This is a genomic window from Neobacillus drentensis (assembly GCF_036965425.1).
GTDB lineage: Bacteria > Bacillota > Bacilli > Bacillales > Cytobacillaceae > Neobacillus > Neobacillus drentensis_F.
In genome coordinates this window covers 20,611-44,438 of record NZ_JBALPP010000010.1, presented here as the reverse complement: position 1 = coordinate 44,438, position 23,828 = coordinate 20,611, and the positions used below count along the sequence as shown (strand labels likewise).

The window sequence follows — 23,828 nt, the reverse complement described above, 5'->3', positions numbered from 1 at the left end:
GCAAATCAACAGCTAAGTTTAACAAAGCCAAGAAAATTAAGGTCTCGTCAATTGGCGGGGCCTTTTTAGTTGTTTAAATTTTTATTTTTCGTTTAAAATGAGTAAGGAAATTTATAAATGGGGAGTATCAAAAATGAAAATAACTCCAACAGAACAGTTATTTACTTTATTCAATGAAACAGCTCTTATTCTGCAAGAAGAATTAGATTGTACCTACCTAGAAGCCCTGGCTGAAACAGGGGAGAATTTATTTCAAGGAGCTATTCTTCAGGAGGAACTAAGTGAATTAACCATTAAAAGGTTGAAGAAGCAATATGAAGAAATTCATTTACAAAAGTTTTCGAATGAGGAAATCCGCAAAGCCTATCAGCTGGTTATTCTAAAAGGGATGAAGGAAAATGTTCAGCCCAATCATCAAATGACCCCTGATACTGTCGGAATGCTTGTAGGCTATCTTGTTGATAGATTTTTGAAACAATCAAGCTTCCGATTGCTGGATCCGGCTGTTGGTACCGGAAATTTATTAACGACAGTTCTAAATCAGCTAAATAAAAATGTAGCCTCCATTGGTGTTGAGATTGACGATCTTTTAATTAAGCTTGCCTATGTCAATGCTAATTTACAGGAACATCCAGTCCAGCTTTTTAATCAAGACAGCCTTGAGCCGTTATTCATTGATCCTGTTGAAGCCGTCATCGCGGACTTGCCAGTTGGATTTTATCCAAATGATGTAAGAGCAGCAGAATATCAACTAAAAGCAGAAGAAGGCCATTCTTTTGCCCATCATTTATTTATTGAGCAAAGTGTCCGGCACACAAAGCCTGGAGGCTATTTATTCTTCATCATTCCGAATGGACTGTTTGAAAGTGAACAAGCTGCCCAGCTGCGGGAATATTTTAAAGATCAGGTTATCATCCAGGGATTGCTTCAACTGCCGACAAGTATGTTTAAAAATAAAAATGCGGCAAAGAGCATCTTAATTTTGCAGAAAAAAGGAGAAGACGTCCAACCGCCAAAGCAAGCGCTTCTTGTTGATCTGCCAAGTTTGTCATCGGCAGCAGAAATGGATAAAATTTTAACAAAAATGGAAAAATGGTTTCAAGAAAATAAAGGATAAAATCGGTAAAAACAGCCGGTTTTATCCTTTTTGATTATTCGATTAATTTGAATATAATTATATTTTTGCTGAAAACGTTCCCAGCTAAATTATTTCTTGAAATGTGAATTATACAGTGATTTAATGAGGACTTGAGAGAAAGAAACAAGGTCGGTTTGCACAAAATAAAGTTGTATTAATTTCGTATTCTTCATCCGATGTTGTTATATAAAAGGAGCGTCAGCAAAATGGCAAAAGTTATTGCAATTAATGCAGGAAGTTCGTCCTTAAAGTTTCAATTGTTTGAAATGCCAAGTGAAAATGTAATTACAAAGGGTCTTATTGAACGTATTGGTTTAAAAGATTCTATTTTTAATATCACAGTAAACGGTGAAAAAGTACAAGAAACTATTGATATACCAGATCATGAAGTGGCTGTAAAAATGATTTTGGATAAACTAACTACCCTTGGTATTATTGCTTCACTTAATGAAATTGAAGGAATTGGCCACCGTGTCGTACATGGTGGAGAGGAATTTAATGATTCGATTCTAATCACGGATGAAGTCATGGGAAAAATTGAAGAATTATCCGAGTTAGCGCCTTTGCATAATCCAGCAAATATCACAGGAATCCAGGCTTTTAAGCGTGTGCTTCCAGATGTTCCAGCTGTTGCGGTGTTTGACACAGCCTTCCATCAAACAATGCCAGAGAGTTCATTCCTTTACAGTCTTCCATATGAATACTACGAAAAATTTGGAATTCGAAAATACGGTTTTCATGGAACATCACATAAATATGTATCCCAGCGTGCTGCTGAACTATTAGGTCGTCCTGTAGAACAGCTTCGATTAATTTCGTGTCACCTAGGAAACGGGGCAAGTATTGCAGCGATTGAGGGCGGAAAGTCGATTGATACATCCATGGGCTTTACACCTCTTGCAGGAGTAACAATGGGAACTCGTTCCGGAAATATTGACCCTGCGCTTATTCCATATATTATGGAAAAAACCGGGCAATCAGTTGAAGAAGTACTTGATGTATTAAATAAAAAGAGTGGTATGTTAGGTGTAACAGGCTTCTCGAGCGATTTAAGGGATATTGAAATCCAGGCAAAGCAAGGAAATAACCGGGCACAGCTTGCCCTGGATGTGTTTGCAAATCGCATTCATAAATATATCGGTTCATACGCTTCACGTATGTATGGCGTTGACGCGATAATTTTTACAGCAGGTATTGGCGAAAACAGTGATGTCATTAGAGAAAATGTCTTAAAAGGTCTTGAATTTATGGGTGTTTATTGGGACCCTGCTCTAAATAAAGTCAGAGGTGAGGAAGCTTTTATTAATTACCCTCACTCTCCAGTTAAGGTCATCATCATTCCAACAAATGAAGAAGTTATGATCGCAAGAGACGTTGTTCGTTTAGCGGCCATTTAATCATCAAAAAGGCAAAGGCAGATAACTGCTTTTGCCTTTCTTTGTGCTATACTGATGGTAAAAGATATAAAAAAGGAGGAACCTAAACATGCAGCTGACTGACCGCGAGAGCAGAGTCTTGAATGATATTCGCGAATGGGAAAAGAAAATACTTAACTATGAAGCAAGCGATTTTCGTTTAACATATGAAAAATATTTAGAACGTTCCTTTTCCTTACTGCCTGAGGATGTTCAAAGACAGTTTTTTTCGGTCATAGATAGCTGGTTGTTTTATTTACATGGAATTATCCAGGGTTCCCAGCTTCAAATGGATGCGAAGAACAGAATTCTTTCTTCGGGGAGAACTTTTCGGAAGGGTATCGAAAAAATAGAAGATTTAAAACAATTAGAGATTGATCAATTGCAATACATAGCTGACCAGCAAATAGCGAGGCACCGTTTGTATTCGTTTGTCCAAGGGGGATTTGCAGGTACTGGTGGTCCGCTCCTATTGGGAACCGATATTCCCGCAATGGCGGTGATTAATTTAAGAGCGGTTCAATTAATTGCGTGTGTCTACGGGTTTGAAGTGAATTCCCCATACGAAATGATGTCATCACTTAAGGTTTTTCATACGGCAACATTGCCCTCGAGAATTCAAAAAGACGGGTGGTCCTCCTTGATGGAGGACATAGAAGCTAATGGTGATCCTTATTTTTATGAAGGCAAGGAAGAAATCACCGATATCACCTGGCTTGAGCAGCCTGTCCAACAATTATTAAAAGCGATGGTGATTGCCTTGTTTCGCAAAAAACTGATCCAAGGGGTTCCACTAATCAGCATGGCCATTGGTGCTGGTGCAAATTATCAATTAACAAAAAATGTAACAGATTTGGCCCATAAATATTATCAACTTCGCTATCTAATGGAAAAAGAGGAGTTTTTTGAATGAGCACTAACGAGCATAAACAAGAAGCGCCTAAAACAGTAAATTGCAAGGTCATCACGGTCAGCGATACAAGAGAGAAGGATACAGATAAAAGCGGAAAGCTGATGATCGACTTACTTGAACAAGCAGGGCATAAGATTGTAGACTATGTGATTGTAAAAGACGAAACGGCGCCTATTGAAACGGAAATCCTCAAAGGCTGCAGTCGTGATGACATCGATGTCATTTTAACGAATGGCGGAACTGGAATCGCCAAGCGCGATGTTACAATTGAAACAGTTCAAAATCTTATAGAGAAGGAAATTGTCGGCTTCGGTGAATTGTTCCGGATGCTAAGTTATCAAGAGGATATTGGAGCCTCAGCCATCCTTTCAAGAGCGATTGCCGGAGTGGTCCAAAATAAAGCTGTATTCTCGACGCCAGGCTCAACAGGTGCTGTTAAGTTAGCAATGAATAAATTAATTCTGCCTGAACTTGGCCATGTGGTGAGAGAAATAAAGAAAGATTTATAAAATGAGAAAACTCCCTGTTTCGGGAGTTTTTTTAGTGATGGGATTTAGCAGATAAACTTTGGTTTGCACGGAACCATAACCATAAATCATTAATAATTGAGGCCAAATCTGCTATTTCCGTATTTAATTGACATGAACGCTTGAAGTCACTTTCATCGGAAAGCTGTGCTTGTTTATGATTGATATCGTTTTCGAGATCGGCAATCCGGTCAGGAATGGAGCCGCGGATTTGTTCCCAATTAAATAAAATGTCTTGCTGGGTTTCTTTACTATATTCATCCCATTCATTTGTTAAATCAGGCAAGTAAATACCAAGACGTTCATCGAAAGAAAAATGCTCTTTCATTTTTTGCCTCCAAGATTGAGTAGTTATATTAATTGTACTACACATCTATTATTCATTCACGATAAAACTATTAAAAAAGCACGAAACCCGATTTGTTTCGTGCCTTTTTGTTATTAACTTTCTTTTTCTGTACGGACAACAAGAACGTCACATGGAGCATACCGGGTAATATGTTCTGAGACACTTCCGATAAAGAACCTTTCTACAACATTCATTCCAGTCGCACCACAAAGGATTAAATCAACCTTGTGCTTTCTAGCTAATTCTCTAGGGATTCTAACCTTAGGAGAGCCAAAATCAATTTCATATTGAACTTCTGGTAAACCAGCATCCATTGCCTGTTGTTGATAGTTTTCAAGCATATCCTTGGCCAGCTTTTCTGCCCGATCACCAATGACAGTATCGTAGGCTTCTACTAATGCAAATGATCTTGTGTCGATTACATGAACTAAAAGTAGTTTGGCATTATTTCTTTTGGCAATTTCAATTCCTTTTTTATATGCCCAATCAGCTTCCTTCGAACCATCGACTGCGACTAAAATATTTTGATATCTAAGTCCCATGATCATCATCTCCTCACCTTTATTATACAAAATTTAACAACGTATAACTGTTGCAATTTTTCGAACAATAATTAGGAATCTTACATTGAAAGGAAGAATTATTTGATGGTTAATCGTGACCCTAATAAGCAGTTTTCATTTGAGTTTGATGAACAAGGGGCAAATGAAGTTAGTGAGCAAATTTTTGATTCATACAATACGGGTTTTATAGATCAAGGAACTGCGCTAGCTGATAGTGAGGATTTTACGTCAGTTGAAGAATAAGCACGAAAAAGAAAGAGACTGTCCTGAATTGGATAGTCTTTTTTACTGGACAAATGTCTTGGGAATTTCGTATTAGAAGGGCATTTACCCAAGAATTTGGTTTAGCAGTTGCATATTCTTTAGTGTGCAATTTATAAATAAAATGAGGAGGAAAAAAATGACTACAGGAATGCCCATTGATGCGAATTACGATATGGTGAATCCAGGAGACGAGAGGATACGTCCATTTGGCTTCGGATTTGGCCGTCCATTTGGCTTTGGATTCGGTAGACCGTTTGGCTTTGGATTCGGTAGACCGTTTGGCTTCGGGTTTGGCCGTCCATTTGGCTTTGGCTTTGGACCATGGGGATTTGGTTTACCATTCTTAGGTGGATTAGCTGCTGGAGCTCTTTTAGCAGGCCCTTGGGGATACGGATATCCATACGGTTACGGATACGGATATCCATACGGTTACGGATACGGATATCCATACGATTACGGATACGGATATCCATACTGGTATTAAGCAAATATAAAAGCTTTGCCTTCTTGGCGAGGCTTTTGTTTCCTGTATCTTTCTTATCACTGCTTGTTGTTACATCTTACTAATGAAAAGGGTTATAATAAAATAGTCTTGGTTTATTTTAGAAATGATAACATTATTTGGAGGTAATCACATGCGGATTGGAGTACCTAAAGAAGTAAAAAACAATGAAAACCGTGTAGCCATGACACCTGCAGGAGTCGTGAATCTTGTGAAATTTGGTCATGAAGTAATGATCGAAAAAGGCGCTGGATTCGGCTCTGGCTTTACAGATGAAGATTATAGTTCCGCTGGTGCGAAATTGGTAGAAACAGCTGAAGAAGCATGGTCGATGGAAATGGTAATGAAGGTTAAGGAGCCGCTTCCAAGTGAATATAAATACTTTCGTGAAGGATTAATACTATTTACATATTTACATCTAGCACCTGAACCAGAATTGACGAAAGCGTTAATTGAAAAAAAAGTCGTCGGGATTGCCTATGAAACGGTTCAGCTAGCAAACCGCAGTCTTCCGTTATTGACGCCGATGAGTGAAGTAGCAGGGAGAATGGCTGCCCAGATTGGTGCTCAATTTTTAGAAAAGGTTTATGGAGGTAAGGGAATTCTTCTCTCCGGTGTTCCTGGTGTTCAAAGGGGAACTGTAACGATAATTGGCGGAGGAGTAGCTGGCACAAATGCCGCTAAAATGGCGATAGGATTAGGAGCTAAGGTAACAATTATTGATTTAAATCCTGACCGACTACGCCAACTAGATGATATTTTTGGTTCAGATGTAACAACATTAATGTCTAACCCTTATAATATTGCCGAAGCGGTAAAGGAATCTGATTTAGTTATTGGTGCGGTTCTCATCCCTGGGGCGAAGGCACCCAAGCTTGTAACACAGGATATGATTAAATCAATGAAGCCAGGCAGTGTGGTCGTAGATATCGCAATTGACCAAGGAGGCATTTTTGAAACAACAGACCGAATTACGACGCATGATAATCCAACCTATGAGAGACATGGAGTTGTCCATTATGCGGTGGCCAATATGCCTGGCGCGGTACCTAGAACCTCAACTATTGCCTTAACAAACGTAACTGTTCCATATGCCGTAGAAATTGCCAATAAAGGCTATCAGAAGGCATGTCTAAATAATGAAGCATTGCTAAAAGGAATCAACACACTTGGTGGGTTTGTTACCTATGAGGCAGTCGCAGAGGCACACGGACTTGAATTCAAAGATACGAGAACATTGCTGGAAAAATAAATAATAATAGAAAAACCAGTTCCAAAATGGAACTGGTTTTATGTTTAAAACATATGTAGCCGCCTTTGCCGTATCTATATAAGAAAGTTTTAAACCACCACTCCTCAAAGTGGGTGTTCTCAGAAGCTTTTCTGCGTGTCCTCCATGTCTTATAGACAGAGGCTTGTCATTCCGGCTTCGATGTTTAAACTCCCTATTACAGCTTATAAGGTTAAAACTTTATTATTATTACGTACAACGCAGCTTGTATTTGTATAATACACCATTTAGCCGTACAATTCAATGTAAAACAAATCCAATTACTTAATAATCTGAAGCTCTTTCGGGAATTTCGTTAAAACTTTAGCGCCATCTGCTCCAATGAACAAATCATCTTCAATCCGGACACCGGCAACATTTGGAACATATATCCCAGGTTCAATGGTATAAACCATGCCCTCTTCAATAATTAGCTGATTAGTCTCCGTTAATGACGGATATTCATGAACGCTGATTCCTAGTCCATGTCCCAAGCGGTGTGGAAAATACTCGCCATAACCTGCATTCGCAATAATCCTGCGTGCCGTTAAATCGACTTCAGCTGCCGACACACCAGGCTTACTTGCTTCAACCGCAGCAAGCTGTGCTTTTAACACGGTATCATAAATTTCCTTTTGCTTATCGTTTATATCACCAAATGCAACCGTTCTAGTTATATCAGAACAATAGCGATCAACGACGACACCTAAATCAAATAAAACTAAATCCCCTTTTTGGATTTTCGTTGTCCCAGGATTGCCGTGAGGGGAAGCTGCATTTGCGCCAGTCAAAACCATCGTTGAGAAGGACATTTCGGTCACGCCTTTTTGCTTAAGAGCATACTCAACCGCATTTAGTACTTCTAGCTCTGTCCGGCCCTCTTTAATTTCACTTACACCGACTTCAATGGCATAATCCGCTAAGGCACACGCTTCTTCGATAATCTTTAATTCCTTAGCATCTTTAACCATTCGAAGAATTCTTAATTTTTCTTCCGCAGAAACATATGCTGCACCAGGGAATAGTCTTGAAAGATGTTCATATCGCTCTACATTCATATGCTCTTTTTCAATTGCAACCTTTGCAACAGCATTAATCCGCTTATTGATAGCATTTAACACCATTTCCCACGGATTTTCGATATCGCTGAAGCCAATGATCTCATGCTCCCAGCCGGAACGTCTAGCATCATGGACTTCCATAGCCGGACAGACAAGAAACGGCTCTTGCTCTTGAAAAATAACAAGCGCAAGCAAGCGTTCATGTGGGTTAGTATAATAACCGCTTAAATAAAATACGTTTTCAGAAGAGGTTAGGAAGCTAACTTCAATATCATTTTCCTTCATCCATGTCTGAAGTTTTTCTAAACGTTGATTCATTATTTGGAGCCCCCCTAAAAATTTCAAATCCACTATGAGATTATCAATATTAAAAGTAATTGTAAACTATCTGACCTTAGCATGTGCTAAAAGAGGACAGTTGTGGATATAAATGAGGAAGGAAATCCAAACTTTTTATGGAAGTACATAATAGACCAATTTTGAAAGGGGATTAAAAATGAAAATTTCTTATCATGGCCACTCAGTTGTACAAATTAATTCGAATGGGAAAACAATTATTATCGATCCATTCATTTCAGGAAACTCATTGACAGATTTAAAAGTAGAGGATGTAAAACCAGATGTTATCATTTTATCACATGGCCACGGTGACCATGTCGGCGATACCGTGCAATTAGCCAAAAAACATAATGCCCTTGTCATCGCTAACGCTGAGCTTTCTGAATTTTTAAGCTGGCAAGGAGTAAATACCCATGCCATGCACATTGGCGGTGCTTATCAGTTTGATTTTGGGAAAGTGAAGCTGACGCAGGCGTTTCATGGTTCGAGCTATACGCTAGAAAACAAACAAATCGTCTATTGTGGCATGCCTGCTGGAATTCTGTTTATGAATGAAGGCAAAACGGTTTACCACGCCGGTGACACCGGCTTATTCTCTGATATGAAATTAATAGGAGAACGTCACCCAATTGACCTCGCCTTCTTGCCAATCGGTGATAATTTTACAATGGGGCCTGAAGATGCTGCATTTGCAGCAAAACTATTGAATGCAAAAACAGTTGTTCCAATGCACTATAATACCTTCCCGCCAATCAAACAGGATCCATATCAATTTATTGAAATGCTGGATTCAAAAAATGGCAGAGTGTTAAATCCTGGAGAAGCAATAGAATTATAAAGTTCCTAGGCTTTCGCATACTTTTTTTCCTCCCCAATGCATAAAAATGAAACAAGCACTTATGAAGGAGGAAGAAAGTTGAAGAAAAATAGATATTTACTATGCCTGTTGCTCTGCGGATTTATGCTTTATTTTGCTGTACCGCGATTATCGCTTCATGCTGAGGGGATAGAGGGTGCTTTTTCTATTGTCTGGCTGGCCTTTGCATTAATTGTAATGTCAGGGAATTTAACAGGGATCTTATATAGCCCTAAGAAAACTGTTCAAAAAATCCAATCTCAGAAATTAAAGAAAAAATCTCGCTCTTTTCATTAATCAGTGAGAAACCGCATTGAATCAAGGCTTTTTAAACTTTATAATAAAATTTATACGTAATTTGCTAATCTTGACAGAATAGATTGGAATTTGATTATAAAGGGTGAAGGTCTTGGCTACTAAGCATGAACAAATATTACAATATATTGATGGACTTCCAATCGGTGAAAAAATATCAGTGCGGCAAATCGCCAAGGCGATGACGGTAAGTGAAGGAACAGCCTATCGTGCAATTAAAGAAGCAGAAAATAAAGGCTATGTCAGCACGATTGAACGAGTTGGAACGATTAGAATTGAACGAAAAAAGAAGGAAAATATTGAAAAGCTTACATTTGCCGAAGTGGTAAACATTGTTGACGGTCAGGTTCTAGGCGGACGAGCAGGATTGCATAAAACCCTTAATAAATTTGTTATTGGTGCAATGAAATTAGAGGCTATGATGCGCTACACTGAGGCTGGCAATCTGTTAATTGTCGGGAACCGGACACAGGCCCATGAACTTGCCATAAAGGCTGGTGCAGCTGTCCTTATTACAGGTGGATTTGATACGGAGGACCATGTTAAAAAATTAGCCGATAAACTGGAACTGCCGGTCATCTCCACCAGTTATGATACGTTTACGGTTGCCACAATGATAAACCGGGCTATTTATGACCAGTTAATCAAAAAAGAAATTATTTTGGTGGAAGATATTTTAACTCCTATTTCTGAAACCTTCTTTTTAAAAACCTCTGATAAAGTGTCGAAATGGCATGAATTAAATCAGCAAACGACACATAGCCGTTATCCTGTAGTCGACCAAAACATGAAGATTCAAGGAATGGTGACGAGTAAGGATGTGTTAGGTCAAGATGCAGATACTTCTATCGATAAGATTATGACCAAACATCCAATGACTGTAAATGGGAAGACGAGTGTTGCTTCCACTGCCCATATGATGGTGTGGGAAGGAATTGAGGTTCTTCCAGTTGCGGATGACTCCAACCGTTTAGAAGGCTTGATCAGCAGGCAGGATGTCTTAAAAGCACTTCAAATGAACCAAAGACAGCCTCAAGTAGGAGAAACGATTGATGATATCGTAACCAATCAGATGGTGTTAATGCAGGGAAGGGCAAAAGGGGAAGATGTATTTTCTTGCGAAGTAACCCCGCAAATGACGAACCATCTTGGGACGATTTCCTATGGTGTGTTCACGACCATTGTTTCGGATGCTGCGAATCGAGTGCTTAGAAGCTACAAAAAAGGGGACCTCGTAGTAGAGAACATGACCATCTACTTTATTAAACCCGTTCAAATGGAAAGCAGGCTGGAAATTTTCCCAAAAATACTGGAAGTAGGCCGTAAGTTCGGGAAAGTGGATGTAGAGGTGTTCAATGAAGGCGTCTTAGTTGGAAAAGCGATGATGATGTGCCAGCTAATAGATAGAACTTAATAATATTGACCAAATAAAAGCCGCTTCCTATGAACGAAGCGGCTTTTATCTTTTATTTTTGCATATCAAGCTCTTTTGCTTCCTCAATGGCAAAAGGCAGGTAATGTTTGTATTTTTTGTATCCTATCCAGCTGAATAAAGCTCCATAGATAATAAAAATTGCGGCAACAATGTAAGTGCCTGTTGACTGAGATACAAATAAGGAATTTATCCCAAAAAAGAAAACGAAAAGCCCTAGGGCAATATTTGATTTAGCAGAAAGCCATTTCTTTTCGACTAAACGGTTGCTTCGAATGTATTTTGTTTTATAAAATAAATAAAAAGCAAATAATATGACGATTAAAAAGGCAAAAACTAGCATGATCTGTTCCTCCATGTTTAAAATCATCTATTATTGTAACTTTTATTTTTAAAAAACGCCATATTTCGTTGTAAAAAGGAGATCGTATGAAAGAGAAAATTTTGGAAACGATTGAACAATATGAAACGATTATTGTCCATCGTCATGTGCGCCCCGACCCAGATGCCTATGGCTCCCAAGGTGGATTAGTTGCTATTCTGCAAGCATCCTATCCGGAGAAAAAGATTTATGCAATTGGCCAAGAAGAACCGACCCTGCACTATATGCGCCGGCTTGATGTGATTGAGGATGAGGTCTATAAAGGCGCTTTAGTCATTGTTTGTGATACAGCCAACCAAGAAAGAATCTGTGATAAGCGCTATACTTTAGGAGATAAGCTCATTAAAATTGACCATCATCCAAATGAAGACCCGTATGGTGACTTATTATGGGTCGAAACGAGCGCAAGTTCATGCAGTGAAATGATTTATGAATTTTATCTGTATGGAAAAGATAAAGGTTTGAAAATGAATGATGAAGCGGCACGGCTGTTGTTTGCTGGAATTGTCGGGGATACAGGAAGATTTCTGTTTCCTAGTTCAACAGAAAAGACATTCACCTATGCTGGGGAATTAATTCATTACAATTTCTCACGGACTGAGCTATTTGATAAAATGTACGAATTGGATGCCAATATAATTAAGCTAAAAGGGTACATATTACAAAACTTCGGGTTACATGAGAACGGCGTAGCCTCTGTGAAGTTAACAAAAGAATTATTAGCCGAATACGATGCAAGGCCGGCTGAGGCATCTCTTCTTGTTGGGATTTTAGGAGATGTAAAAGGGATTAAAGCATGGGTTTTCTTTATTGAAGAAAATGACCAAATTCGCGTGCGTTTACGCTCAAAGGGCCCTGTCATTAATACGGTTGCCAGAAAGTTTAAAGGTGGCGGCCATCCGCTTGCAGCCGGTGCGTCCATCTATTCATGGGATGAGGTAAGCCAAGTCCTCAAAGAATTAGAAGAAGTATGTAAGGGTTAATTCAAATAAAAAATCGGTCCCCTTCAATGGACCGATTTTTTTATTCGTCGAATTGCAGCTCTACTTGAATAGAGAGGGTGGTATAAATGACCATTTCCTTAACCTTGAGCTTATATCTCTTTTCATTGATTTTCAATGGCTTGTTTTCAATGATTTTTTTCAAGAGGTCCTTGCTTTTGTATACAGTGTCTAAGTCCTTGGCCAGCATGATACTTAATTCATCCCTAACAGCCTCTTCTGTTTGAAAGATACTAAAATAATCAAGCTTATACTTTTCATAATTTGTGATTTTAATGTTTATTTTTTGAACTGTGATTTTTTCTAAGTTCCGCTTGTTTAACTCCTTATATTCTTCCTGCCAAATTTTCTTTTCTTTATTTAAATCAGAAATATTATCCTGGAGACTAAGGATTTGTTTTGAATACTTCTCCTGCCAAACTCCATGTATATATAAAAAAATGCACCAGCTAATCGCGCCGCCAATCACCATTCCAGAAAAAAATCGCTGCCAGGAGGGCCTCCGGTAATAGGGAGGGATTCTCATGATGAAATATGCTCCTGAGTCAGCCAATTGATGATAAGCGCACCAGTCTGAGCGCCGCCTAATGCCGAAAGAATAAGTAAAAATTGTTTAAAAAGATCTCTTGTTTCTGCATTAAGGATTCCTCTCTCAAAGCTATACACGGTATCAAAGGTTCCACCAATCGCCGCGACGATCGCCCAGATTCGTAGTGCAGAAGATAAGCGATAAACCGTAGTTAAGGGAGGTTGTCCAGTTAAAAAAGAAGCAATCCCTCCAATCAATGCTCCTCCAAGAATGACTCCTAAGGCAATAAAATAGCTTTCAATAAACGCAGGAAAAAAACCAATTTCTTTCATTCCTTCATCCGCCCCTATAAAAATAGTCCTTATATTCATCTATATGGACAAACCTTTGTGATTATGTTATTTCTTAAAAAAATGAGAACATATTTTCCTTTTTTAGTATGAAGTCCTATAATAGATAGTGAGATAATTTATAAGGGTGTGACGTTTATGTCTTTTATTCACCTTCATGTATATAGTGCGTATAGTTTGTTGACAAGTACGGCTTCTGTCCCGGAATTAATCAAAAACGCCCAATCAAAGGGATTTCGGGCACTTGCCTTAACCGACAGAAATGTGATGTATGGCACCATTGAATTTTATAAGCTCTGTAAAAAGCATAATATAAAACCGATTATCGGCTTAACCGTGGATGTTGCTAGTGAGATAAATGAAAACGAAGCATATCCGCTCGTGCTACTTGCCGAAAATGAACGTGGTTTTAAAAATCTTTTAAAAATATCCAGTGCTGTTCAAACAAAAGTAGAAAATGGGATACCGCTAAAATGGCTAAAGCATTATTCTGATGGGCTGATTGCCATTACACCGGGACTTGAGGGCGAAATCGAACAGCTTTTATTAAAGGGCAGCGAGGATTCGGCACGTGCATTAATTAGAAAATTAACCGCTATTTTCGGCAGCGGCAACTTTTTCTTATCGCTCCAAAATCATCAGCTTGAGCAAGAGTTAACTATCCGGAATCAGCTTCAGTCCATTTCGCGAGAAATGAATTTCCCCGTGGTTGCCTCCAATCGTGTCCATTATTTAGAAAAAGAAGATACCTTTGCTCACGAATGTTTGCTGGCGATTAAGAATGGTGATAAATTGCAGGATGATCATAGGGAGAAATTGGGAAGTGATCAATTCTATTTAAAAACCACAGCAGAAATGATAGATGCTTTCTCAGAGGTTCCAGAAGCTTTAGAAAATGCTTTGAATATTGCCGATAGATGTCAGGTAAATATTGAATTAAATAAAACCTATTTACCGACTTATCCGACGGAAAATGGGATACCCGCAGAGGAATACCTTGAAATGCTTTGTAAAAAAGGCCTTCTCGAACGCTTTTCCTCTTCTAACGAAGAGTACTATAACCGGTTATCCTATGAATTAGAAGTAATTAAACGAATGAAGTTTAGCAATTATTTTTTAATTGTCTGGGATTTTATGAAATATGCCCGTGAAAATGGAATATTAACAGGCCCTGGAAGGGGGTCTGCTGCAGGATCTCTAGTTGCATATGTTTTATATATTACCGATGTCGATCCATTAACACATAATTTGTTATTTGAACGATTTTTAAATCCAGAGCGGATTTCTATGCCCGATATAGATATCGATTTTCCAGACCATCGCCGTGATGAGGTAATTGAATATGTTGCAAAGAAATACGGAGAACTTCATGTCGCGCAAATTGTTACATTTGGGACACTTGCTGCCAAGGCAGCATTAAGAGATGTCGGCAGAGTATTCGGCTTGAATTCAAAAGAGCTCGAGCAATTATCGAGGTTTATCCCTTCTCGGTTAGGAATTAATATCCAATCTGCCTACAATGAATCAGAGGGTTTCCAGCGGTTTGTCCAGGAATCTTCGATCAATCGAAAACTTTTTGAAACAGCATTAAAGCTGGAAGGGTTGCCCCGCCATACTTCGACGCATGCCGCAGGGGTGGTTATAAGTGAAAAGCAGCTCATAGAGTTAGTTCCGATTCAAAAGGGCTCTAACAATGTCTATCTAACCCAATATTCAATGGAACATTTAGAAGAGATTGGTTTGCTAAAGATGGATTTTTTAGGACTTCGGAATCTATCGCTTATAGAATCCATTTTATCTTCTATATCACGTCATACAGGAACGAATCTGGATATCAGGTCGATTCCATTAGAGGATCCAACTGTCTTCGACCTATTGTCTAAAGGGGAAACGACAGGAATTTTCCAGCTGGAATCAGAAGGGATGAGAAAGGTTTTAACACGGTTAAAGCCATCAAGATTTGAAGATATTGTTGCAGTTAATGCACTTTATCGGCCAGGCCCAATGGAGAATATCCCGCTGTTTATTGACAGGAAACATGGAAGGCAGTCAGTCGAATACCCGCATCCAGATCTCCAGCCAATTCTTGAGAATACATATGGCGTCATTGTTTACCAAGAACAAATCATGCAAATTGCTTCGAAAATGGCTGGGTTCTCACTTGGGGAAGCCGATTTGTTAAGAAGGGCTGTCGGGAAAAAGCAAAAAGAGGTACTGGACAAAGAGCGACATCATTTTGTTCAGGGAGCACTTAAAAAAGGATACAATCTGTCACTCGCCAATGACATTTATGATTTAATTGTTCGATTTGCCAATTATGGATTCAACAGAAGCCATGCTGTAGCCTATAGTATGATTGCGTATCAGCTTGCCTATTTAAAAGCAAATTTTCCAGTGTATTTCATGGCTGGATTACTGACATCTGCTATTGGAAATGAGGTGAAAATCGCGCAATACATAATGGAAACGAAGCAGAAGGATATCGTCATTCTGCCCCCGTCCATTAATCAGAGCGGTTATTCCTTTTTAGTTGAAAAAGGGGCCATCCGCTATAGCCTTGCAGCGATTAAAAGCGTTGGCGGCACCGCTTTAAAAGAAATTTTTCAAATAAGAAAAACAAAGAAGTTTCTGGACTTATTTGATTTTTGTATTCGTGTTTCCTCGAAAGCAATAAATCGGAAAACACTGGAGTCTCTCGTTCATTCCGGAAGCTTCGATGAATTTGGCGAGGATCGTGCCATACTGCTTGCCAGTTTGGATGTTGCCATAGAACATGCCCAAATATTCAAACCAGATGATTCTAATCAATTTGATTTATTTGAGGAAGAATTTAATCTTAAGCCGAAATATGTTGAGGTCGATCCTATCACTCAGGAAAATAAACTATACTTTGAAAAAGAAGCACTTGGACTCTACCTGTCAGATCATCCGATTTCTATTTTCGAAAAGAATTTAAAAAAGATGGGTGCGCAGGTGCTGTTTCATCTTAAAACTGATCAGCGAAGAGTGGGTGTAGGAGTCTATATTTCCTCATTGAAGTCCATTCGTACAAGAAAAGGGGATTCGATGGCATTTTTAATGGTGAGTGATGGCAGCGGAGAAATGGAGGCAGTCGCATTCCCCAATGTGTATAAAAAAGCTTCGCTATTATTAGGGCAGGGGAAATTTGCCTGGCTGGAGGGGAAAATAGAAGAACGGGACGGAAAACGGCAGTTTATCATTCAACAAGTATATGATTTAGAACAGTGGCTAGAAACCAAAATAGGTAACCAATCCGTTTTGTATTTGAAAATTGTCAGTGGAAAACAGGATGAAACTTCGCTTAAGCAAATTAATCATGTCTTAAAGGAAAATAAAGGGGAAACATCAGTTGTATTGCATTATGAAACAACCCGTAAAACCATTAAATTAGGATCAGAAAATAATGTTAATCCAACCTCAATTTTATTAGATCAATTAAGGACTATTCTCGGTTCAGATAATGTTGTGCTAAAAGATTAATTCTTTACAACCATCGTAGATATGTTATAGTGATAAATAGACAAGTGTGGTCTGACCACCAATATAACAGGATGTTCTAATCATTTTTTTGTAACTATTCGAGGGGTGACATGTCTTGACTTTACGTGAAGAAGCATTACATATGCATCGGATTAACAAGGGCAAATTAGAATCAAAATCAAAAGTGCAAGTTCGGAATGCGAATGATTTAAGCCTAGCTTATTCACCAGGTGTAGCCGAACCATGTAAAGAGATTTATGAAAAACCAGAAACCGTATACGACTATACCATGAAAGGAAACATGGTTGCCGTAGTATCTGATGGCACAGCGGTTCTTGGACTTGGAAATATTGGTCCGGAAGCGGCTCTCCCAGTAATGGAGGGAAAAGCAGTGTTATTTAAAAGCTTTGCCGGAGTCGATGCTTTTCCAATTTGCTTAAACACTACAGATGTTGATAAAATTGTTGAAACTGTTAAGTTACTTGAGCCAACCTTTGGCGGCGTAAATCTTGAAGACATTGCAGCTCCAAATTGTTTTGTAATTGAGGAAAGACTGAAAAAAGAAGCCAATATCCCAATCTTTCATGATGACCAGCATGGTACTGCAATTGTAACCGTTGCAGGTCTAGTCAATGCCTTAAAGCTTGTTGGCAAGAAAATGACAGAAATTAAAGTCGTTGCAAATGGTGCAGGGGCTGCTGGGATTGCTATTATTAAATTATTATATAGCTATGGTGTAAGAGATATCATTATGTGTGATACGAAGGGTGCCATCTACGAGGGCCGCCCTCAAGGCATGAACAATGTAAAAGCAGAAGTAGCAAAATATACAAATCGCGACAATCTATCTGGCAGCCTTGCAGATGTTATTAAAGGTGCCGATGTCTTTATTGGAGTATCCGTTGCTGGGGCTCTAACGAAAGAAATGGTAGCATCCATGAATCCAGACTCAATCATTTTTGCGATGGCTAATCCAGTTCCAGAAATTATGCCTGTTGATGCAAAAGAAGCTGGAGCGAAAGTAGTAGGAACTGGCCGCTCTGATTTCCCAAATCAAGTAAACAATGTACTTGCCTTCCCAGGAATTTTCCGCGGTGCCCTTGATGTTCGTGCTACACATATTAACGAAAAAATGAAAGTGGCGGCAGTGGAAGCGATCGCTGAATTAATCCATGAAGATGAGCTAAATGCAGATTATGTTATTCCAGCTCCATTTGATCCAAGGGTTGCTCCAAATGTCGCAGCAGCAGTCGCAAAAGCTGCGATGGAAACAGGTGTCGCCCGCATAAAAGTAGACCCGGAAGAAGTGAAAGAAAAAACACAAAGGCTCGCTTTGATTGGCAAAAGTGAGTGATTCCATTAGTGACAAGCTCAAAGGTTTATTTAGAGATTGTAAAGCAATTACGAGAAATGATTACAATTGATGGACTGAAACCAGGAGATAAAATCCCTTCAGAACGAGAATTGTCAGAGCGCCTGAATTTCGGGCGCTCTTCAGTTCGGGAAGCATTAAGAGCATTAGAATTACTTGGCTTAATTGAAACACGCCGCGGTGAAGGAACATTTATCAGAGACTTTCGCGGTCATCAGCTGGTCCAGCTTCTCGGCACATTTATTTTACAGGATGAAAAAGCCAAACGGGATGTGTTCGAAACTAAAAACTATATCGAGATGGATTGTCTTCGTTTGGTCCTTCAAAGGATGGACGATCATCATTTAGCCATTTTGCATGATTGGATTAATAAAGAAGAACATTTTACAGATGATGAGTTCTTTTACCGAATCATCGAAATGTCTGACAATCACCTCTTCTTGAGGATTTGGTTAATCTTAAAAGAGTATTATTATTCTTTAAACCCCATTCAGGGTACCTATAAGTTTGAAGACTATATACTTTTGCTAAATGGATTAGCTGATAAAGATGAAGCAAAAACACTTTCTGCATACTTCAACTTAAGAAATTTGTCTTCATTCTAACGACAAGAATTAACAAATTTTGAACTCTTTTTATTTTATAGTGAATTCTGTACAAGCCCAATTTTTTAAGGGAATTTTAAATCATCTAGTGGTCTGACCACTTTTGTGAATATAAACGTATGAAGTTTAAATAAGATAGAAAGACTTCTGAATAGAATATAGTGGGGAATCGTCCCATAATGCAGAAGCGAACCAGGGAGGTTTAATTTTGGCGCTTAAAGATCTTTTTACAAAAAACCAAACAAAAAAGAAAAAATATGCAACGATACCGACAGAAGCAGCGAAAAGTGATGTTCCAGAAGGAATAATGACGAAGTGTCCTACATGTAAGAAAATCATGTACTCAAAGGAACTTTCCAAAAATTTAATGGTTTGTTTACATTGTGGACATCATTTTCCGATGAATGCGAAAGAACGAATCGATAGCTTTATTGATGAGGGAAGCTTTGAAGAAATTAATGAAAATATGATTTCCAAAAATCCACTTAATTTTCCTGATTATTTGGAAAAGCTTGAAAAGGACCGGCAAAAAAGTCAATTAAATGAAGCGGTTGTTACGGGAATAGGGTCAGTTGGCGGACATAAATTAGTCGTAGCCATCATGGATTCATCCTTCCGAATGGGTAGTATGGGATCAGTTGTTGGTGAGAAAATTACACTTGCAATTGAAAAAGCAGATGAACTTGGTGTACCTTTTGTCATTTTTACAGCTTCTGGCGGTGCTAGAATGCAAGAGGGTGCTTTAAGCTTGATGCAAATGGCAAAGACGAGTGTTGCTTTAAAAAAATTCAGCGACAACGGCGGCTTAATTATTTCCATTATGACCCATCCGACAACAGGCGGCGTTTCGGCAAGCTTTGCCTCATTAGGGGATTACAACCTCGCTGAACCAGGCGCGTTAATTGCATTTGCCGGACGGCGAGTCATAGAGCAATCAATCCGTGAAGAATTACCTGAGGATTTTCAAACAGCAGAGTTTCTATTAAAGCATGGTCAGCTGGATGCAATTATTTCAAGGCTTGACATGGTAGAGAAAATCTCAACCATTCTAGATATTCATCAACCAGGGGGTGAACTGGCATGATCGGAGAATTGGAATTTGAACGCCCGGTAGTGGAGCTAAGGAAGAAGATCAGTGAATTAAAGGAATTCACAAAAAACGCTGATGTGGATTTAAGCTCTGAAATTAAAAAATTAGAGGGACGTTTAGAAAAGCTTGAACAGGATATTTACGAGAATATTAAACCTTGGGATAGGGTCCAAATCGCTCGTCTCGCGAATAGACCGACAACCCTGGATTATATTTCCTTCCTGTTTGAAGATTTCTTTGAATGTCATGGTGATCGCACTTTTGCTGATGATGAAGCGATTGTGGGCGGAATAGCAAAATTTAATGGTCTTCCGGTTACCGTCATTGGCCATCAGCGGGGAAAAGACACAAAGGAAAACATTCGCCGGAACTTTGGGATGCCACATCCTGAGGGCTATAGAAAAGCCCTTCGCTTAATGAAGCAGGCAGATAAATTTAATCGGCCAATTATTTGCTTTATTGATACAAAAGGTGCCTATCCAGGGAAAGCTGCAGAAGAACGGGGCCAAAGTGAAGCGATTGCTCGCAATCTGTTTGAGATGGCTGGTTTAAAGGTACCCGTTATTTGTATTGTTATAGGAGAAGGCGGCAGCGGCGGGGCCTTGGCTCTTGGAGTAGGGAACCGCATTTATATGCTTGAAAACTCTACCTACTCGGTTATTTCCCCAGAGGGGGCAGCCGCAATTTTATGGAAGGATGCCTCTTTCGCTAAAAATGCCGCAGAGACGATGAAAATTACCGCTCCTGACTTGAAAGAGCTCGGTGTAATTGATGCTATCATCCCTGAAGTAAAGGGCGGTGCTCATAAGGATGTTCAAAAGCAGGCGGAAGAAATTGAAAAGATTCTTAGCGCCTCATTAAAGCAACTGTTAAAATTATCTGAGGATGAATTAATTTCCGATCGGTACAATCGATTCCGCTCAATCGGTGAATTTGCTTTAATCAATGATCTTATTGGAGTTAAGTAAAAAATCGTGCTCATTGGGGCACGATTTTTTTTCACCAGTTCAATAAAAAAACATGAAAATTTCAAGGAAAAGACAATGATGACGCTTACACTTAAGTATAAAACGTTTCCAGTTTACTAACTATTCTGTCTATTGTAATTACTAATACGATTGGGTTGTTATGGCTATTTCTTCATGTTATTTTATTAATATTCAAGGGTTTTATGTGAATAATAAAAGAAGGTATTTTGGCATATTCTGTGTTTCTTTCAATGAATGATTACATAATTTTTTTATTTTGATAATGAGGTGATATCCATGAAAAAAATTGGGGTACTTACGAGCGGTGGAGATTCCCCAGGGATGAATCCAGCCATCCGCGCAGTTGTTCGAAAAGCAATATATCATAACGTTGATGTTTATGGTATTTATGGCGGGTATTCCGGATTAATCTGTGGAAATATTAAAAAATTAGAGCTTGGTTCTGTTGGGGACATTATTCATCGTGGTGGTACAATGCTGCATTCAGCACGGTGTCCGGAATTTAAAACAAAAGATATCCAGCTAAAAGGGATTGAGCAGCTGAATGTCCATGGGATTGAAGGCCTTGTTGTTATTGGCGGTGATGGTTCATACCGTGGGGCGAAGGCATTGACAGAGCTTGGCTATCCATGTGTCGGTGTTCCTGGAACGATTGATAATGATATTCCTGGAACAGAACTTACAATTGGTTTTGATACGGCATTAAATACAGTTATAGATGCAGTCGATAAAATTCGTGACACTGCTACATCCCATGAAAGAACTTTTGTCATTGAAGTAATGGGCCGGGACGCAGGGGATATTGCTCTATGGGCAGGATTAGCCGGTGGTGCAGAAACCATTCTTATTCCTGAAGAGAATTATGACATGAATGAAGTAGCAGACAGGCTCCGTAAAGGACAAGAACGTGGGAAAAAGCATAGTATCATCATTGTTGCTGAAGGTGTCTGCAGCGGCGTGGAATTTGCCAAGGAGCTTCAAGAATTAACGAACTTTGATACTCGGGTTTCAGTGTTGGGGCATATGCAGCGCGGCGGGTCCCCGACAGCTGCTGACAGAGTATTAGCGAGCAGATTGGGAGCAAGAGCAGTTGAGCTCCTTATTGAAGGAAAAGGCGGCCGGGCCGTAGGAATCGAAAATAATCAGCTTGTTGATTATGACATTGTTGAAGCATTAGGCCGGAAGCATGTATTAGATCTTGAGTTGTATAAGCTATCAAAAGAATTATCTATTTAACTATTTTGTAGTATCGGAGGATAACAAGGATGTTACGTAAAACAAAAATCGTTTGTACGATTGGTCCTGCAAGTGAAAGTGTTGAAAAATTAACCCAATTAATAAATTCAGGAATGAATGTGGCCCGGTTGAATTTCTCCCATGGGAATTTCGAAGAACATGGCGGACGGATTCGAAATATCCGCGAAGCAGCAGAGCTGACTGGAAAAACCGTTGCCATTTTACTTGATACAAAAGGCCCGGAAATTCGGACAAACAATATGGTAAACGGCGCGATTGAGTTAAAGGCCGGAGAAAATATTGTTGTTTCAATGACAGAAGTCGAAGGAACAGTTGAAAAATTCTCTATTACATATCCTGGCCTGATAGAAGATGTGCATATCGGTTCAAAAATCCTGCTAGATGATGGATTGATTGGACTTGAAGTTATCAAAATAGATAAAGCCGAAAATGAAATTCATACTAAAATTTTAAACAGCGGCACATTAAAAAATAAAAAAGGTGTCAATGTTCCGGGTGTGTCGGTTAAACTGCCGGGCATTACAGAAAAGGATCGACAAGATATCCTTTTTGGAATCGAACAAGGGATTGATTTTATTGCCGCTTCATTTGTTCGTACGTCTAAAGACGTGTTAGAGATCCGTCAGCTGTTAGAAGAGAATAATGCTGCACATATTCATATTATCCCTAAGATTGAAAACCATGAGGGCGTCGATAATATCGATGAAATTCTAGAGATTTCTGACGGTTTGATGGTAGCCCGTGGAGACCTTGGCGTCGAAATTCCAGCAGAAGAGGTACCGCTTGTTCAAAAAATGCTTATAAAGAAATGTAATGCTCAAGGAAAGCCTGTCATTACAGCTACACAAATGCTCGACTCAATGCAGCGAAATCCAAGACCAACAAGAGCGGAAGCAAGCGATGTAGCTAATGCTATTTTTGATGGAACAGATGCCATTATGCTATCGGGAGAAACTGCTGCAGGACTTTATCCGGTGGAAGCAGTTCAAACCATGCACAATATTGCTTCTAGAGCAGAACAGGCTTTGGATCATAAAGAAATTCTCTCAAGCCGCAGTAAAGATACTGAACACAATCTTACCGATGCCATTGGCCAGTCTGTGGCTCATACAGCATTAAATTTAGATGTAAATGCGATTATTACTCCGACAGAAAGCGGACATACTGCAAGAATGATTTCTAAATATCGTCCCAAAGCTCCAATTGTTGCGGTAGCTGCTAATGATTCTGTTTCCCGCCGTTTATCTCTTGTTTGGGGTGTATATCCGCGTGTTGGAACAATGTGCGCAACAACTGATGAAATGCTTGATATTGCTGTTCAAGAAAGTTTAAACAGCGGGATCGTTAAGAGTGGTGATTTAGTAGTCATTACTGCAGGTGTACCAGTCGGTGAAGCTGGAACCACGAATCTGATGAAAATTCATGTTGTTGGCGATATTATCACAAAAGCTCAAGGAATTGGCCGAAAGTCTGCATTCGGTAAAGTGGTTATAGCTCATAATGCACAGGAAGCTTTAGAAAAAGTAAAGCCGGGCTCTATTCTTGTGACAATTGGTTCAGATCGTGATATGGTTCCTGCGATTGAAAAATGTGCCGCTCTCATTACCCAAGAAGGCGGATTAACAAGCCATGCTGCAGTGGTTGGATTAAACCTAGGCATCCCAGTAATAGTGGGCGTAGACAATGTGATGGAATTATTGAAGGATGGCCAAGAAATAACCGTCGATGCAACAAGAGGAGTTATTTATAACGGGCATGCAAGCGTCTTATAATAAAAAAGTCAGCTTCCTGATTGGAGCTGACTTTTT

At 39.3% G+C, this 23,828-nt stretch carries 24 protein-coding genes and 1 other RNA gene; 18 read left to right on the top strand and 7 right to left on the bottom strand.

Translation table 11 applies throughout. The features are described 5' to 3' along the window. The first annotated feature begins 133 nt into the window (after window positions 1-133). The 4 genes from V7161_RS02495 to V7161_RS02480 all read left to right on the top strand — a co-directional run bounded on the left by V7161_RS02495 (window position 134) and on the right by V7161_RS02480 (window position 3,975). Window positions 134-1,117, top strand: coding sequence for a class I SAM-dependent methyltransferase (locus tag V7161_RS02495; RefSeq protein ID WP_335442116.1), 984 nt, complete (start codon window positions 134-136; stop codon window positions 1,115-1,117). Between the two features lie 227 nt (window positions 1,118-1,344). Continuing rightward, window positions 1,345-2,535, top strand: coding sequence for an acetate kinase (locus V7161_RS02490; protein WP_335442115.1), 1,191 nt, complete (start codon window positions 1,345-1,347; stop codon window positions 2,533-2,535). A gap of 88 nt (window positions 2,536-2,623) precedes the next feature. Next, window positions 2,624-3,466: an EcsC family protein gene (locus V7161_RS02485; protein ID WP_335442114.1), complete on the top strand. Its 843-nt coding sequence runs from the start codon at window positions 2,624-2,626 to the stop codon at window positions 3,464-3,466. After that, a complete protein-coding gene (locus V7161_RS02480) occupies window positions 3,463-3,975 on the top strand; it encodes a MogA/MoaB family molybdenum cofactor biosynthesis protein (protein WP_335442113.1) in 513 nt (170 codons plus the stop codon). The genes V7161_RS02485 and V7161_RS02480 overlap by 4 nt, the downstream gene beginning before the upstream one ends. Before the next feature lie 31 nt (window positions 3,976-4,006). Here the strand turns inward: V7161_RS02480 and V7161_RS02475 are convergent, their stop codons facing one another. Continuing rightward, window positions 4,007-4,321: a hypothetical protein gene (locus tag V7161_RS02475; protein ID WP_223591000.1), complete on the bottom strand. Its 315-nt coding sequence runs from the start codon at window positions 4,319-4,321 to the stop codon at window positions 4,007-4,009. Between the two features lie 113 nt (window positions 4,322-4,434). After that, complete coding sequence (locus V7161_RS02470) at window positions 4,435-4,884, bottom strand: universal stress protein (RefSeq protein ID WP_335442112.1); 450 nt, start codon at window positions 4,882-4,884, stop codon at window positions 4,435-4,437. 105 nt (window positions 4,885-4,989) lie between these two features. Between V7161_RS02470 and V7161_RS02465 the strand changes: the two genes are divergently transcribed. The 3 genes from V7161_RS02465 (at window position 4,990) to ald (ending at window position 6,923) form a co-directional block, all read left to right on the top strand. Next, complete coding sequence (locus V7161_RS02465) at window positions 4,990-5,148, top strand: hypothetical protein (protein WP_335442111.1); 159 nt, start codon at window positions 4,990-4,992, stop codon at window positions 5,146-5,148. A gap of 157 nt (window positions 5,149-5,305) precedes the next feature. After that, the gene (locus V7161_RS02460; RefSeq protein ID WP_335442110.1) at window positions 5,306-5,653 is read left to right on the top strand and encodes a hypothetical protein; all 348 of its coding nucleotides are present in this window, start codon (window positions 5,306-5,308) and stop codon (window positions 5,651-5,653) included. A gap of 151 nt (window positions 5,654-5,804) precedes the next feature. Continuing rightward, the gene (gene ald, locus V7161_RS02455; RefSeq protein ID WP_335442109.1) at window positions 5,805-6,923 is read left to right on the top strand and encodes an alanine dehydrogenase; all 1,119 of its coding nucleotides are present in this window, start codon (window positions 5,805-5,807) and stop codon (window positions 6,921-6,923) included. Window positions 6,924-6,975: 52 nt separating this feature from the next. Here ald and ssrS read toward each other — a convergent pair. Both ssrS and V7161_RS02445 read right to left on the bottom strand, forming a co-directional pair. Further along, window positions 6,976-7,172, bottom strand: a non-coding RNA gene (ssrS, locus tag V7161_RS02450) — 6S RNA. A gap of 50 nt (window positions 7,173-7,222) precedes the next feature. After that, the gene (locus V7161_RS02445) at window positions 7,223-8,320 is read right to left on the bottom strand and encodes a M24 family metallopeptidase (protein ID WP_335442108.1); all 1,098 of its coding nucleotides are present in this window, start codon (window positions 8,318-8,320) and stop codon (window positions 7,223-7,225) included. 178 nt (window positions 8,321-8,498) lie between these two features. On the opposite strand from V7161_RS02445, the gene V7161_RS02440 reads away from it, so the two are divergent. The 3 genes from V7161_RS02440 to V7161_RS02430 all read left to right on the top strand — a co-directional run bounded on the left by V7161_RS02440 (window position 8,499) and on the right by V7161_RS02430 (window position 10,926). Beyond that, window positions 8,499-9,179: a metal-dependent hydrolase gene (locus tag V7161_RS02440; protein ID WP_335442107.1), complete on the top strand. Its 681-nt coding sequence runs from the start codon at window positions 8,499-8,501 to the stop codon at window positions 9,177-9,179. Between the two features lie 78 nt (window positions 9,180-9,257). Continuing rightward, a complete protein-coding gene (locus tag V7161_RS02435) occupies window positions 9,258-9,494 on the top strand; it encodes a hypothetical protein (protein ID WP_335442106.1) in 237 nt (78 codons plus the stop codon). 112 nt (window positions 9,495-9,606) lie between these two features. After that, on the top strand, window positions 9,607-10,926 hold the full coding sequence (locus V7161_RS02430) for a CBS domain-containing protein (RefSeq protein WP_335442105.1): 1,320 nt from the start codon (window positions 9,607-9,609) through the stop codon (window positions 10,924-10,926). A 52-nt stretch (window positions 10,927-10,978) separates the two neighbouring features. Here V7161_RS02430 and V7161_RS02425 read toward each other — a convergent pair whose 3' ends face one another. Further along, a complete protein-coding gene (locus tag V7161_RS02425) occupies window positions 10,979-11,287 on the bottom strand; it encodes a YtpI family protein (RefSeq protein ID WP_335442104.1) in 309 nt (102 codons plus the stop codon). Window positions 11,288-11,373: 86 nt separating this feature from the next. Between V7161_RS02425 and V7161_RS02420 the strand changes: the two genes are divergently transcribed. Then, entirely contained in the window at window positions 11,374-12,309 is a 936-nt protein-coding gene (locus V7161_RS02420) for a DHH family phosphoesterase (RefSeq protein ID WP_335442103.1), read from the top strand. Between the two features lie 40 nt (window positions 12,310-12,349). Here V7161_RS02420 and ytrI read toward each other — a convergent pair whose 3' ends face one another. Together ytrI and V7161_RS02410 are read right to left on the bottom strand one after the other, a co-directional pair. Beyond that, complete coding sequence (ytrI, locus tag V7161_RS02415) at window positions 12,350-12,853, bottom strand: sporulation membrane protein YtrI (RefSeq protein ID WP_335442102.1); 504 nt, start codon at window positions 12,851-12,853, stop codon at window positions 12,350-12,352. Then, window positions 12,850-13,188 carry a YtrH family sporulation protein gene (locus V7161_RS02410; protein ID WP_223591012.1) on the bottom strand — a complete coding sequence of 113 codons (339 nt, stop codon included), beginning with the start codon at window positions 13,186-13,188 and terminating at the stop codon, window positions 12,850-12,852. The genes ytrI and V7161_RS02410 overlap by 4 nt, the downstream gene beginning before the upstream one ends. 156 nt (window positions 13,189-13,344) lie before the next feature. On the opposite strand from V7161_RS02410, the gene dnaE reads away from it, so the two are divergent. The 7 genes from dnaE to pyk all read left to right on the top strand — a co-directional run bounded on the left by dnaE (window position 13,345) and on the right by pyk (window position 23,792). Beyond that, entirely contained in the window at window positions 13,345-16,707 is a 3,363-nt protein-coding gene (gene dnaE / locus V7161_RS02405) for a DNA polymerase III subunit alpha (RefSeq protein WP_335442101.1), read from the top strand. Window positions 16,708-16,822: 115 nt separating this feature from the next. Beyond that, window positions 16,823-18,061, top strand: coding sequence for an NAD(P)-dependent malic enzyme (locus V7161_RS02400; protein WP_335442100.1), 1,239 nt, complete (start codon window positions 16,823-16,825; stop codon window positions 18,059-18,061). Between the two features lie 56 nt (window positions 18,062-18,117). After that, complete coding sequence (locus tag V7161_RS02395) at window positions 18,118-18,684, top strand: FadR/GntR family transcriptional regulator (RefSeq protein WP_420491555.1); 567 nt, start codon at window positions 18,118-18,120, stop codon at window positions 18,682-18,684. Between the two features lie 208 nt (window positions 18,685-18,892). Next, the gene (gene accD, locus V7161_RS02390) at window positions 18,893-19,768 is read left to right on the top strand and encodes an acetyl-CoA carboxylase, carboxyltransferase subunit beta (RefSeq protein ID WP_335442098.1); all 876 of its coding nucleotides are present in this window, start codon (window positions 18,893-18,895) and stop codon (window positions 19,766-19,768) included. Continuing rightward, entirely contained in the window at window positions 19,765-20,742 is a 978-nt protein-coding gene (gene accA / locus V7161_RS02385; protein WP_335442097.1) for an acetyl-CoA carboxylase carboxyl transferase subunit alpha, read from the top strand. The genes accD and accA overlap by 4 nt, the downstream gene beginning before the upstream one ends. A gap of 297 nt (window positions 20,743-21,039) precedes the next feature. Continuing rightward, a complete protein-coding gene (gene pfkA, locus V7161_RS02380) occupies window positions 21,040-21,999 on the top strand; it encodes a 6-phosphofructokinase (RefSeq protein WP_335442096.1) in 960 nt (319 codons plus the stop codon). 29 nt (window positions 22,000-22,028) lie between these two features. Beyond that, on the top strand, window positions 22,029-23,792 hold the full coding sequence (pyk, locus tag V7161_RS02375) for a pyruvate kinase (protein WP_335442095.1): 1,764 nt from the start codon (window positions 22,029-22,031) through the stop codon (window positions 23,790-23,792). The last annotated feature ends 36 nt before the right edge of the window (window positions 23,793-23,828 follow it).